The sequence below is a fragment of the Pseudomonas sp. TH08 genome, assembly GCF_016651275.1.
In the GTDB taxonomy this organism is placed as follows: domain Bacteria; phylum Pseudomonadota; class Gammaproteobacteria; order Pseudomonadales; family Pseudomonadaceae; genus Aquipseudomonas.
The window spans coordinates 601987-615208 of the sequence record NZ_JAEKEE010000002.1 but is presented as its reverse complement, the minus strand read 5'-3'; the positions used below and the strand labels follow the sequence as shown (position 1 = coordinate 615208).

12 protein-coding genes and 1 pseudogene are annotated in these 13222 nt (G+C 59.4%); 9 read left to right on the top strand and 4 right to left on the bottom strand.

Going from position 1 to position 13222, the window contains the following annotated elements; genetic code table 11:
* Positions 1-23 precede the first annotated feature (23 nt).
* Positions 24-1547, bottom strand: coding sequence for a fumarate hydratase (locus JFT91_RS12480; protein ID WP_160389258.1), 1524 nt, complete (start codon positions 1545-1547; stop codon positions 24-26).
* A gap of 520 nt (positions 1548-2067) precedes the next feature.
* Here JFT91_RS12480 and JFT91_RS12475 point away from each other — a divergent pair.
* From JFT91_RS12475 to JFT91_RS12465, 3 genes are all read left to right on the top strand, one after another.
* Positions 2068-3174, top strand: coding sequence for a GGDEF domain-containing protein (locus JFT91_RS12475; RefSeq protein WP_201228286.1), 1107 nt, complete (start codon positions 2068-2070; stop codon positions 3172-3174).
* The gene (locus JFT91_RS12470) at positions 3167-4102 is read left to right on the top strand and encodes an iron-sulfur-binding ferredoxin reductase (RefSeq protein WP_201232532.1); all 936 of its coding nucleotides are present in this window, start codon (positions 3167-3169) and stop codon (positions 4100-4102) included. The genes JFT91_RS12475 and JFT91_RS12470 overlap by 8 nt, the downstream gene beginning before the upstream one ends.
* Before the next feature lie 143 nt (positions 4103-4245).
* On the top strand, positions 4246-4995 hold the full coding sequence (locus tag JFT91_RS12465; protein WP_201232642.1) for an enoyl-CoA hydratase-related protein: 750 nt from the start codon (positions 4246-4248) through the stop codon (positions 4993-4995).
* Positions 4996-5068: 73 nt separating this feature from the next.
* Here JFT91_RS12465 and JFT91_RS12460 read toward each other — a convergent pair whose 3' ends face one another.
* Positions 5069-6352, bottom strand: coding sequence for a hypothetical protein (locus JFT91_RS12460; protein WP_201232531.1), 1284 nt, complete (start codon positions 6350-6352; stop codon positions 5069-5071).
* Between the two features lie 189 nt (positions 6353-6541).
* A complete protein-coding gene (pyk, locus tag JFT91_RS12455; protein ID WP_201228284.1) occupies positions 6542-7993 on the bottom strand; it encodes a pyruvate kinase in 1452 nt (483 codons plus the stop codon).
* Positions 7994-8180: 187 nt separating this feature from the next.
* On the opposite strand from pyk, the gene JFT91_RS12450 reads away from it, so the two are divergent.
* Both JFT91_RS12450 and JFT91_RS12445 read left to right on the top strand, forming a co-directional pair.
* On the top strand, positions 8181-8567 hold the full coding sequence (locus tag JFT91_RS12450) for a tetratricopeptide repeat protein (protein WP_201228283.1): 387 nt from the start codon (positions 8181-8183) through the stop codon (positions 8565-8567).
* Between the two features lie 228 nt (positions 8568-8795).
* Positions 8796-9155 carry a PilZ domain-containing protein gene (locus tag JFT91_RS12445; RefSeq protein ID WP_201232530.1) on the top strand — a complete coding sequence of 120 codons (360 nt, stop codon included), beginning with the start codon at positions 8796-8798 and terminating at the stop codon, positions 9153-9155.
* Positions 9156-9249: 94 nt separating this feature from the next.
* Here the strand turns inward: JFT91_RS12445 and JFT91_RS12440 are convergent.
* Positions 9250-9623: pseudogene (locus JFT91_RS12440) on the bottom strand (DUF6124 family protein).
* A gap of 471 nt (positions 9624-10094) precedes the next feature.
* Between JFT91_RS12440 and JFT91_RS12435 the strand changes: the two are divergent.
* The 4 genes from JFT91_RS12435 to JFT91_RS12420 all read left to right on the top strand — a co-directional run bounded on the left by JFT91_RS12435 (position 10095) and on the right by JFT91_RS12420 (position 13171).
* Positions 10095-10349, top strand: coding sequence for a hypothetical protein (locus JFT91_RS12435; RefSeq protein WP_201232529.1), 255 nt, complete (start codon positions 10095-10097; stop codon positions 10347-10349).
* A 271-nt stretch (positions 10350-10620) separates the two neighbouring features.
* The gene (locus JFT91_RS12430) at positions 10621-11787 is read left to right on the top strand and encodes an Ig-like domain-containing protein (protein ID WP_201232528.1); all 1167 of its coding nucleotides are present in this window, start codon (positions 10621-10623) and stop codon (positions 11785-11787) included.
* 62 nt (positions 11788-11849) lie between these two features.
* Positions 11850-12752 (top strand): hypothetical protein, encoded by a 903-nt coding sequence (locus JFT91_RS12425; RefSeq protein ID WP_201232527.1) that lies wholly within the window; start codon positions 11850-11852, stop codon positions 12750-12752.
* On the top strand, positions 12725-13171 hold the full coding sequence (locus JFT91_RS12420; protein WP_201232526.1) for a hypothetical protein: 447 nt from the start codon (positions 12725-12727) through the stop codon (positions 13169-13171). Before JFT91_RS12425 ends, JFT91_RS12420 begins: the two co-directional genes overlap by 28 nt.
* The last annotated feature ends 51 nt before the right edge of the window (positions 13172-13222 follow it).

Here is a 13222-nt window from a genome sequence, read left to right as displayed (position 1 = left end):
GGCCTTTTATGGCTGCGAAACGCTTACTGCACTTCTACCGCCAGGCTTTCGCTGATCTTCTTCTGCCAGATCGCCGGGCCGGTGATGTGTACCGATTCACCTTTGCTGTCCACCGCAACGGTGACCGGCATGTCCTTGACCTCGAACTCGTAGATCGCTTCCATGCCCAGTTCGGCAAACGCCAGCACTTTCGACTTCTTGATCGCTTGCGCGACCAGGTAAGCAGCGCCGCCGACGGCCATCAGGTACACGGCTTTGTTGTCCTTGATCGCTTCGATCGCGGTCGGGCCGCGCTCGGATTTGCCGATCATGCCCAGCAAGCCGGTTTGCTCAAGGATCTGACGGGTGAACTTGTCCATCCGCGTCGCGGTGGTCGGGCCTGCCGGGCCCACCACTTCGTCACCGACCGGATCAACCGGGCCGACGTAGTAGATGAAGCGACCTTTCAGGTCTACCGGCAGGGTTTCACCCTTGTTGAGCATCTCGACCATGCGCTTGTGCGCCGCGTCGCGACCGGTGAGCATTTTGCCGTTGAGCAGGACGGTTTCGCCCGGCTTCCAGCTCTGCACGTCTTCCGGGGTCAGGGTGTCGAGGTTGACGCGACGGGCCGATGGGCCGGCTTCCCAGACGATTTCCGGGTAGGCGTCCAGCGGTGGCGCTTCCAGCGAGGCCGGGCCGGAACCGTCGAGCACAAAGTGCGCGTGACGGGTGGCGGCGCAGTTCGGGATCATGCACACCGGCAAGGAGGCGGCGTGGGTCGGGTAGTCCATGATCTTCACGTCGAGCACGGTGGTCAGGCCACCGAGGCCCTGGGCGCCGATGCCCAACTGGTTGACCTTCTCGAATAGCTCCAGACGCATTTCTTCGATGCGGTTCTGTGGGCCACGGGCTTTCAGCTCGTGAATGTCGATGGATTCCATCAACACTTCTTTGGCCATCACTGCAGCTTTCTCGGCGGTGCCGCCGATGCCAATACCGAGCATGCCCGGAGGGCACCAGCCGGCGCCCATGGTCGGAACGGTTTTCAGCACCCAGTCGACGATCGAGTCGGACGGGTTGAGCATGGCCATTTTCGACTTGTTCTCGGAACCGCCGCCCTTGGCCGCCACGTCCACTTCCACGGTGTTGCCCGGGACGATGGAGTAGTGAATGACGGCCGGGGTGTTGTCCTTGGTGTTTTTACGAGCGCCCGCCGGGTCGGCGAGGATCGAGGCACGCAGGACGTTTTCCGGCAGGTTGTAGGCGCGACGCACGCCTTCGTTGATCATGTCGTCCAGGCCCATGGTGGCGCCATCCCAACGCACGTCCATGCCGACGCGCACGAACACGGTAACGATACCGGTGTCCTGGCAGATCGGACGGTGGCCGGTGGCACACATGCGCGAGTTGATCAGGATTTGCGCCATCGAGTCACGGGCTGCTGGCGATTCTTCGCGCAGGTAGGCTTCGTGCATCGCCTGGATGAAATCCACGGGGTGGTAATAGGAAATGAACTGCAGGGCGTCGGCAACGCTCTGAATCAGGTCGTCTTGCTTGATCACGGTCATGAGTCGCGCTCCTCTAAAAGACGGGAACATTCTATGGGGCAGCTTTGAGCATCAAGCTTTGAGCGGCAAGTTGAAGCAGTACGCGGACTGCTTGAGCTGGCGGCTTGGAGCTTGCAACTTGAAGCTGGCCCTTTGGGCCGGGCACGCCGGGGCTGCTGGCGCGACGCTAAAAAGGCGCGGCAGTATACCGCGCCTCGGTGAGGCGCACACATTGGCTTTTGGTCGGATAACCGTTGCGGTGAGGGGATTTATCCCCGTCCGGCTGCGCAGCAGTCGTAAATACTGTGCACCCGGTTTGCCTGAAAGATCTCGGAGGGCCGCTGCGCAGCCCATCGGGGATGAATCCCCTCGCCACAGGGAGCCTCATACTGGCCGTGTTTCAAGTGAGGCAGGCCGCACTTTTGACGTCAAATTTCGAGCCCGAAAATCGGTGGTCATTTATCGACTACGCCACTAAAGTGGCAGCCGGTCTGTAGAGTAGGACACTCGGTCAGCCTCCTATCGCACGGTGAGTCAACGATTGACCCATAACGCTATTCAACGTCTTCTGCTCAAACGTTTTGCCCTTGCTGCGGCCACCTACGGATTGGCTCTGCTGCTGCTGTGGCTGGCGTTTTTTACCGGGCATTACGACCAGACCCTCAGTGCTGTAGCCATCGGCAGCGCACTGGTGGTGATCACTCAGGCGGCCCTGTTTGTGATGTTCTGGACCGGCCGCAACCAACGTTACGCCGACCCCAGCCTGACCGAAGTGCAAGTACTGCTCGGCCTCGGCTGGCAGACCTGGCTGATTGCCCATCTGGATGAGGCGCGCGGCGCTTTTCTGGTTTTTTATGTACTGATCCTGCTGTTTGGCCTGTTTCACCTCAGTCGACGCGCGTTCATTCGCTGCGCGCTGATGGTGTTTTTCAGTTTCTGCGCGATCACGCTCTGGGACGGTTACCACTTTCTTCTGCCAGAGCCGGCGCTGGCTGCATTACAGGTGGGCATTCTGGCGATGGTGCTGGCGTGGCTGGTGCTTTACGCGCGCTTTGTACAGACCTCGCGGCAACGCATGCGCCAGCGCCGGTTTGCCTTGCAGGCGCATCAGGACACCCTGCGCGGGATGATGCGCCAACTCGAAGACCTGGTCGCCACTGACGAACTGACCGGGCTGTTCAATCGCCGGCACTTTCTGCGCCTGGCCTCACGTGAGCTGAATGCGCTGGACAGCGATGTGGTGCATGGCCTGGCGTTGATCGACCTCGACCATTTCAAGCGCATCAACGACCTGCACGGCCATGCCGCCGGAGACCAGGTGTTGCAGGCGTTCGCCGCTGTCGCGCAGGCGTGTCTGCGCGATGGCGACGTGCTGGCGCGTTATGGTGGTGAAGAATTTGTCGTGTTGCTGCCCGATTGCGACGCCGAACGCTTGACCGCTTGCTGTGAGCGTTTGCGAATAGCCTTCACCGATGTTGAGTTGATTGGCCTTAGTGTGCGCAATCTCAGCCTGTCGGCCGGTATGACGCTGTTGGCCTTGGGTGATGATCTGGACGACGCTTTGCAGCGCGCCGATCAGGCGCTGTATCGGGCCAAGCGTGACGGGCGCAATCGCTGTGCGGCCGCGTGGGAGAACGTCGATGCCTGAACTTCGCGTCGGTGAGCGGCTGTGGTCGGTGGCGCCGGGCAGCAATCTGCTCGATGCCCTCAATCAAAACGGCGTGGCCGTGCCATACAGCTGCCGCGCCGGCAGTTGCCACGCGTGTCTGGTGCAGTGCGTACAAGGCTTGCCGGCAGACAATCGTCCGGATGCCTTGAGCGCCGAGCAGCGGCAGCAGGGCTGGCGCCTGGCCTGTCAGTGTCAGGTGGTTGAAGATTTGCACGTGCACACCTTTGACCCGGTCGCCGATGGTCGCCCGGCGGTGGTCGAAGCACTGGACTGGCTCAGCGACAACGTCCTGCGTCTGCGCCTGACCCCACAACGGCCATTACGCTACAGCGCCGGGCAACATCTGGTGCTGTGGATCAACCACATCGCCCGGCCTTATTCGTTGGCGAGCTTGCCGGAAGAAGACCGCTTTCTTGAGTTCCACCTCGATTGCCGCGAGCCGGGTGAGTTCAGCGATGCGGCGCGGCGGTTGCAGATCGGCGACCCGGTCCGCCTCGGCGAACTGCGTGGCGGCGCATTGCATTACGACCCGGACTGGCACACCCGACCGCTGTGGCTGCTGGCGGCGGGCACCGGATTGGGCCCATTGTTCGGGGTGTTGCGCGAAGCTCTGCGCCAGGATCACCAAGGCGCGATCCGCATCATTCACCTGGCCCATGATGCGCGAGAGCACTATCTGGCAAAACCCCTTGCGGCACTGGCCGCCCAGCGCGAAAACCTGAATGTCGATCTATGGACGGCGGCCGAGTCAGCCGCCGCTTTGGCGCAACTGCGCCTTGTCTCCCGACAAACCCTGGCCTTAGTCTGCGGTTCGACCGCCAGTGTCGACGCCTTTGCCAAGCGTCTGTACCTGGCCGGATTACCGCGCAATCAACTGCTGGCCGATGTGTTCCTCAGTCGTGGTTGAACGCTGAAACTACTGTGTGGCGAGGGGATTCATCCCCGTTTGAGTGCGCAGCGCTCACAAAATGTTGGGGCCGCTGCGCAGCCCAGCGGGGATAAATCCCCTCGCCACTGAACTTTGTCAGCCTGGAATGTTGAGTGACGCCTATGACCGAAGCCATCCTGCTGGAACGCCAACGCGGTTTGCTCACCCTGCGCCTCAACCGCCCCGACAAGAAAAACGCCCTGACCCGCGCCATGTACAACCGCCTCGCCGAGGCGCTGAAGCAGGCCGACAGTGACCCCGAAATCAACGCTGTGCTGATCACCGGAAGCGCCGAGTGCTTCACCGCTGGCAACGATATCGCTGATTTCATCCAGCAACCGCCAAGCGACCTCGACAGCCCGGCGTTTCATTTCATGCTCAACCTGCTTGAATGCCGCAAACCGGTGATTGCCGCCGTGGCCGGTGCGGCAGTGGGCATCGGCACCACGTTGTTGCTGCATTGCGATCTGGTCTACGTGGCCCGCGATGCACGGTTGCGCATGCCGTTCGTCAATCTTGGTTTGTGCCCGGAGTTTGGTTCCAGTCTGATCCTGCCGCGCTTGCTCGGGCATGCCAAAGCGGCGGAGTTGTTGTTGCTCGGTGAGGGCTTCAGCGGTGAACAGGCTGCGCAGTGGGGGATTGCGACCGAGGCGCTGGGCAGCGGCGCTGCTGCGTTGAGCAAGGCGCGGGAAATGGCATTGCGTTTCGACGAGTTACCAGCCGAAGCAGTGCGCATCAGCAAACAACTGATGAAAGCGCCGGACCGCGAGTTGCTGCGCAAAGTGATTGAGGAGGAGGGCGCTTTGTTCACCCAAAGGCTACGCTCGCCAGAGGCGTTGGCGGCGTTGACCGGGTTTATCAAACGGCATTGAGATCTTCGCTGACTGCACCGGCGTCTTCGGGAGCAAGCCCTGCCAGTCACATGACAGGACGCTTGGTTTTCAGTCAGCTGCTTGCGTGAAAGCGCAGAACCAGACCTTGAACATCCGGGGAGAAATGCTCTCCTGTAACGACGATTTTCCCGTCCGTCTGTAGCGCGACATCTCTGAAGGTCGTTGTTCCGTCAACAAGGGTGCCCACCCAGCCGACACCGGCGAACGCTGAATCAAACGTGCCGTCACTGAGCAGTCTGGCGACGACGGCCGGGGTAGTGTTATCCGGCAGTTGATATTTGCCTATCAACACGATCTTGCCGTCCGGTTGCATGACCCCGTTTTGCCAATAGGTCAGGGCATTGTCCAATCGAGTCAGCAGGGGTTGGCCGCGATTGAACTGGATATTGGCAGTGCCATCCGGTTCGAGGCTGATCAGCAGGCCCTCAGACTTGTCGGTTCTGCCGATGCCCAGCAGTCGATTGTTCGGTTGCTGAATGATCGATTCGAGACTGGCGGAATCCGCCAACGACACAGTCACAAAGCCGTCCTTGCCGAAATCCGCATCAAGCTTGCCTTCACGAGTGAAGCGCGCAAAAAGGGCGGTGGACAGACCGGAACGTGGTGCCAGTTGGCCGCAAACCACAATCTTGCCATCCTGATCGATCAAGCCGCTGCGCAGTTTCACGTCGCTGGGCGTGGCACCCGGGTAAGTCACCTCGACGTAGCCTTTCTGATTGAAGGAGGTGTCCAGAGAGCCGTCATTGTTGAGCAAGTAGACGAAGGCCCGAGTGTCTGCCTGGTGCGTAATGACATAGGTTTTCACCACCAGAGTTTTTCCATCGTCCAGTGGCACGATGTTCCCCGATGAAGCTTGTTCGCCGTCAACGGACTCCACGACAGCGTCTTCGCCAACATTTTTGGGCAGTGGGAGGATGACATAGCCCTTATCGCCAAAACCGGTATCGAGCACACCGTCGGTTGAAAACCGCGCCAACGCGGGTTCGCGCATCCCGACCGTGCCGGTCAGAAGAATTTTGCTATCACTCGTAAGGGTAATCGAACGCGCCATGGACTCGCGGCTGCCGGCAAAAAATCCGCTGGCGATTCCTTCCTTGCCAAAGCCAGTATCCAACTCCCCATCCGGTGTCAGACGGCCCAGCACATAAGGTCGCTGAGTGACTCCAGAGCGTGTCTGGCCTGAGAAATACAGGCGTGTGGAGGTGATATCGACCTTGATGCCAGCCAAAAGGCTTTCGCGTCCCAGAGACGGAAGGCTCAGGCGGAAAATGCCGGCGTCTGCAAAGCTTTCATCAAGTGTTCCTGCCTGTTGCGCAGAGCGATTTGACTGATTCATGGGGCTCTCCCTGAGTGGACGATTGTCGACTCAGTAGCTGCCCGAATACAGGCCTCGTCTACTGTCAGACCTGACAGTAGACAGCAGCAGGAAATGCACTAGATCGCAGCCTTCGGCAACTCCTACCTCAGAAAACAAAAAGCCCCGGCATTCACATGCCGGGGCTTTTGTTTTTCAGCGGCCGATCACTCAGACCTGCGGGTCGCCTACGTGCAGGATCTTCATGCCGTTGGTGCCGCCGGTGGTGTGGTAGCTGTCGCCTTTGGTCAGGATGACCCAGTCGCCTTTCTCCACAACGCCGCGCTTGACCAGCTCGTCGATCGCTTTCTGGCTGACTTCGTGCGGCGGCAGCGATGCCGGGTCGAACGGCACGGTGTACACGCCTCGGAACATCGCCGCGCGCGCTTGAGTCTCGCGGTGCGGGGAGAACGCGTAGATCGGCACCGAAGAACGGATGCGCGACATGATCAACGGCGTGTAGCCACTTTCGGTCAGTGCGATGATCGCCTTCACACCCGGGAAGTGGTTGGCGGTATACATGGCCGCCAGCGCGATGCTCTGGTCGCAGCTTTCGAAGACTTTGCCGATACGGTGGCTGGACGTCTTGCCGGTCGGGTGCTTTTCAGCGCCGACGCAGATGCGCGCCATCGCTTGCACAGCTTCCAGTGGGTACAGACCCGCAGCGGATTCAGCCGAGAGCATCACGGCGTCGGTGTAGTCGAGCACGGCGTTAGCCACGTCGGACACTTCAGCGCGGGTTGGCATCGGGTTCTGGATCATCGACTCCATCATTTGGGTCGCGACGATCACAGCCTTGTTGTGGCGGCGTGCGTGCAGAATGATTTTCTTCTGAATGCCCACCAGTTCGGCGTCGCCGATTTCCACACCCAGGTCACCACGGGCAACCATCACCGCGTCGGAAGCCTGGATCAGACCGTCGAGGGTTTCGTCGTCGGCCACGGCTTCAGCGCGTTCGATCTTCGCCACCAGCCAGGCAGTACCGCCGGCCTCGTCGCGCAGTTGACGGGCGTAGTTCATGTCGGCAGCGTCACGCGGGAAGGACACGGCGAGGTAGTCGACTTCCATTTCCGCGGCGAGCTTGATGTCGGCCTTGTCTTTTTCAGTCAGGGCCGGAGCGGTCAGACCGCCGCCGCGACGGTTGATGCCTTTGTGGTCGGACAGCGGGCCGCCGATGGTCACGGTGCAATGCAATGCGTCGTCAGTTTGGGTATCAACGCGCATGACCACACGACCGTCGTCGAGCAGCAGCTCGTCGCCCACGCCGCAGTCCTTGACCAGATCCGGGTAGTCGATGCCGACCACTTGCTGGTTGCCTTCGGTCAACGGATGGCTGGTGGAGAAGGTGAACTTGTCACCGATCTTCAGCTCGATCTTCTTGTTGGCGAATTTGGCGATACGAATTTTCGGGCCTTGCAGGTCACCCAACAGGGCAACGAAGCGGCCGTGCTTGGCAGCAATGTCACGCACCAGCTTCGCGCGAGCCTTGTGCTCGTCGGGGGTGCCGTGGGAGAAGTTCAGACGGGCGACGTCCAGACCAGCCAGAATCAGCTGTTCGAGAACTTCCGGCGAGTTACTGGCCGGGCCAAGGGTAGCGACGATTTTGGTACGACGGACGGACATGCAAAGACTCCTGAGTTCAAGCGCTAGCAGAGGCTACTATGCTCCGTTGGTGTAGTCATTGTTCGTTTGCACTACTTATTGTTTTCTTTATTGAACGCGACGACCACACCGACGCGATAATCGGCGCAAACGGTTCTGAAGATTTTCGACGCAGGGTCGATACAGAGCTCAAGACAGGAGAACCCTCATGCGATTCGTACCCATTGCCGCCCTTGCCCTCAGCGTCCTCGCCGTCACGGGCTGCACCCGTTGGTCGATGAACCATCATTTGAACAACGCCTACAGCGCTTATGATCGCGGCAACTGCGAGCAGGTCATGCTCGAACTGTCCAAGGTCGAGCGCGCCAGCCGTGCCCGCCCGTACGTGTGGCCGGAAGTGTCGATGATGCGCGGCCAGTGCCTTGAGCGGCAGAAAATGTTTGTCGATGCTGCGCAGACCTATCAGTTCATCATGGCCTCGTACCCCAACAGCGAATATGCCTACCGGGCCCGTGCCCGCCTGGAAACCTTGCAGAGCCTGGGCCATTACCCAACGCGCAGTGCTGCTGCGGTGGTCAGCCCGACGCGTTTCTGATGGCAGTTGTCATACAAACGCTGTCCGCGTGTACAAGCTGAGCTATAGTCGAATCACCCCGTTTTAGAGCCTGGCCTCTAAACCGGGGCAACACCTGCGACTGGCAGCAGTCAGGTGACGGCGTCATGGCGACCGTCACACCGGAAGCGGGGAGAGCGTACCTGCAAGACAGGTTCGTTCCGAAGCACAGTGCGGCTCTGTGATGGAGCCCTGCATGGCGAACCGCGCATGTTTACCCACCGCCGAATCGAACGGCATCAATTGCCGTACTTTCTCAGAGTGTTCAACAGCGTCACCGACAAACCGATCGGCTTTCTCGGCAACGTGTCTGAAGACGGGTTGATGCTCATCAGTCAGTTGCCGATGATGACCGGTGTCGATTTCACCCTGCGTCTGAAAATTCCCATGGATGAAGGCTGCCAACAGGTCATCGACCTGACGGCCTTTTGCCTGTGGTGCCATGAAGACGCGACTCCGCAACATTACGACGCGGGTTTCAGCCTGCACCGGCCGCCGCCGGAGTATGGGCAACTGGTGCAGGCCTTGAAGCAATACTTCAGTTTTCAGCCGCTGCCGGCCTCGGCCTGAACTGCAAAAGCAAATGATCGCAGCCTCCGGCAGCTCCTACATGGGATTGAAGTAAACCCTGTAGGAGCTGCCGGAGGCTGCGATCTTTTGATCTTCAAACGGTTATAGCAATCGCCCGTTCACTGTCCAGCGTCTTCTCCGCCAGCAACAACCCCATCTCGCTCAAGTGATAAATCGCCATCGCCAGATGCCGCGGCTTGTCTTCCAAGCTGTCCGCCAGATCCAGCAACAGAATGCTCACCGACGAAAACGTTTCGTAGGTCTGGATGGCGATGGCTTCGGAGTTAATGTCGGGGGCGACCATGAACATCTGCATGGCGCGATCGACGGAGTTGCGGGAGGGCGGTTCGGGTTTTAGGTAGTGGTCGAGGGCGCGTTCTGCGGCTTCATGGAGTTTTTTCGATTGAGCTGATTTGTAGGGGGAAACCGAGTCGTCGGTTTCGGGGGATTCGGCGTTTCTTTGCACATGTCGTATTTCCTTTTAATGGGGCTGCCACCGTCTCGCGACTAAACGAGGGGGTGGCGGCTGGACGCAGGTTAGTCGACCGGGAGGAATACGAAAAAACCGGCGCGCCCGAGGGCGCCCTGCGCACAGCCACCATCGAGTGCGGGGATAGGGAATACCCGACTTGATGACGCTTATGCACCTTCGTATACCCACCGGGCGACTAAACCCGACCACTGATTGGCAGCGGCACGGATCAAGTTACGGGGCATCGGCAAAGCGCACAAGCCGGCGGATTCTGAGGGATGTGTAGGCAAAGGCGCAACCCGGCGTAGCCTGCGGATGAGGACGTTGCCGGTGTGGGCAAAACGGCATTTTTCGTACGTGACCGTTCGTCGGGACTGTCAGATTTTACAGGTGCGTAGCGCAGGGGCGGGGGCGTATTTAAAGGCTTCCGGCAAGCCATCCCGCCCCCCCACAAGAAGGAACTGACCATGGCGACCTTTGAGGAAGAGCCTGTAAACGGTGCATCCGATGATGCCGAAACCCTCGACTCACCGCCTTACATCCTTACACCCTCCTACGGTGAGCGCGTGAGAAACCCCGTCAAGGTCACTGGCGGTGGCCATGCGAGACGCAACGTAAAAATTATCGGGGCCTACAATGACACAGACTTGGGTGATGAGCGGCAAATGGGCGGAGATGGGTCATTTGAACTGACGTTCAGAGATATCCTGCCCCCGGGATAAACCAATTTCGGATTCTGCAATGGGTGATGTATCCGGACTCTTATAGGTATTCCGAGGTGTGGACGCTTTATAACGTCGCGCCCCTGTCCTCGACCCGAAACATAACAACCAGGTTGTGGGAGACGTATTCTCCTTGAAGGGGAGTAGATGCCCGGTCCGTGAGAGGGTGATATGTAAACACTTCCAGACTGGTGATGTTATTGGAGAGGGTAGAGCTGATGGGCTCGGCAACTTTGAATTTCCGGTCTCGATGGTAGGGAGGCCGAGAAACATGAGCTTATCTGTCGTTTGGTTTCAAAACGTGACCAGTGACGGGTCTGACCTTTTTACGGTGCGGCGTTTGACCCCGCATATTGAAAGTCCCACCAACAGTACGATTGTGGGAAAAACGCCGATAGTTCGGGGCAATGGTTTGGACGGTTCAATCGTCACTCTTTACAGTACTGAACCGGGCGGAACCAAGGAGTACGGCTATGCTTTCGTTAGCAATGGTCAATGGAGCATAACGCCAAATGCCGATTTGCCAGAAGGTTCGGTTCGGCTGCTTGTCAAAGCGCGAGTAGATAGCACTGTAATTGAGTCCGATCCGGTATGGGTTGATGTCATCCAGACACCCTTGATTCTTTCCCCTGATGCAGGCGCAGTGGTGGATACAACCTTCACAATTGAAGGTTCAAAAGGCATGCGTGGGGCTACTGTCGAGATTTTGCGCGATACGGTTGAGCACAGTGTTGTTGCCACTGGCTCGACTATAGCGGGCACAGAAGGATGGCGTGTCACTGTCCCGGACATGACGCCGGGCCCTCTGAGTCTGAGGGCAGAACAGTTTGTCGCTGGCGTCGCCGATCACTCCGACAGAACTGATCCGCGAGCGTTCAAAGTCCGCCCCGCGCCGGTCTCGAATGTCTCAATAAACACCCCCTCTGACGGCTCAATAAAATTTGCGGGGAGCGGATACTCGGGGGCAACCGTCGAGATAACTCGTGTCAGTGGGCCTGATGCACCTGCGATACCTTCTGTTCCAGTGGTGGATGGCAAGTGGGAGGCCACGGCGACCAACTGGCCTTTCGGCAGTTACACGCTCAGCATCATTCAAAAGGTGGGTGACGGCGCAAGCGGCTGGATCCCTTCGGCACCCATAAGACCCGGCTTCAGCAAAGTTCTGCCTGAAGTCAGCAACGTGAAATCGACCTCCGGCTATAAGCCGGCCATCAGCGGTACAGGCACGGACGGCGCTACGGTCAAGTTGTTGAACGGCGATGGGAGCATCACAGACCTGCCCGACGTCGTTGTGAGGAATAACCAATGGTCAAGCACGGCGCCGACGGAATGGGGCCCGACGTTTGAGCGCGTCCTTCTGATCAAACAGTCCCTCGGCCTGGAACTGACCACGGGCATTAATCACACCGTCACCATCCCCCCTTGGCCCCGGGCCTGAATGACCCGGTCGAGGATGGTCAGTCACCCAAGTTCAGCGGCGCGTGCTGGCCGGGAGCGGTGGTGAAGGTCAAATTCAGTGACAGCCCCGAAGAGCATCTGGCAACCGTCTCGAACGGCAACTGGGCTTTTCAGCGAACCAAGGAATTCGCTCCGGATATATTGCATACCGTCGAGGTCTTTCAGATCGTTGGCAAGCAAACATCAGAAAAAGCGAGCAAAACCTTTACTGTTTCCGTGGTCATGCTGAAACCGACAATCACCAAGCCTGATGCCGATTCGAAAGTCGGTCGTGTGGTCACTGTCGAGGGTGAAAACGGTATGGCGGGCGCGACACTACAGTTGCGAGATGTCCGTTTTGATAGTGATCTCGGTGCGCCCAAAGTACTGAGTCAGGACGGCGTCTGGTCGATTGACCTGCCCCCACTGAAATTTGAACGCTACACCATCGACGCCCAGCAAACCCTCGAGGGCCGGCCTTCTGAGCGCAGTGATCTGCACAGGTTTGAAGTGGTGTTGCTGCCCCCGGACATTATTCAGCCGGAGACCAATGGCAAACTGCCCCGCACGGCGAAGCTTGAGGGGCACGGTATGGCAAACGGCCGCGTCGAGGTTTTTCTGGAGGGGCACAACGGGCCTTGGCTCACTGACATTCTGGTGAGCTGGAACGGCGTATGGGAAGCTGAAGTGACGTTACCGGTGGGCAGCAAAACCATCTGGGCGCGGCAAACGTTTGTTGATGAAGGCGGCAAGTTGCGGGAGTCGGACATTACCGCGTTGTTGAACTATGACGTCGTCCCGGCCGCGCCGTTTATCGAGACTCCGGTCGCGGACGGCCACATCGGGCGGTTGACGGTGGTGTCAGGCTTCGGTGTGCCGGGCGACAGTGTCACGGTGACGCTGGCCGCCGGGGGCGTTCGATACAGGCCAATGCACGCGTGCTGGAGGATCGCTCCTGGTCGGTGACGCGGGATTTCAGCTCACTCGTAGGTGGGCGGCGCACCCTTGAAGCGGTGGCATCGCTGGGTGAGTTTGCCTCGCTCGCCGCAACGCGACCGGTCGTGCTGGGGACTTATCTGCCCACCCTCGACCAGCCGGCGGCGGGCCGCTGGGTCAGGCATCCGCTGCAGTTTGCCGGCCGCGGCCGCAAGGGCAGGGGCCAGGTAGTGAGCTGGTACAACCCGGACGTGAAATGGGTGCCGGAGGTGCCCATCGCCAATGACAAATGGTCCGGCGAGTCGACGCAGTCCTTGCCGGGCGCGGGCAACTGGTACCGATTCCAGCAGGACATCACCGACGGTGCGGACGCTGCAACGGCTTCCGATTGGGTCGACAGCCCACGCTTTGAAGTCGAGCCCGCGCAGCCGCCTTCGGTCGATAACTGAGTCTGCGTTTCCCGACGAACGGTCTTAGAACCTGTCATATCTGACAGTAGA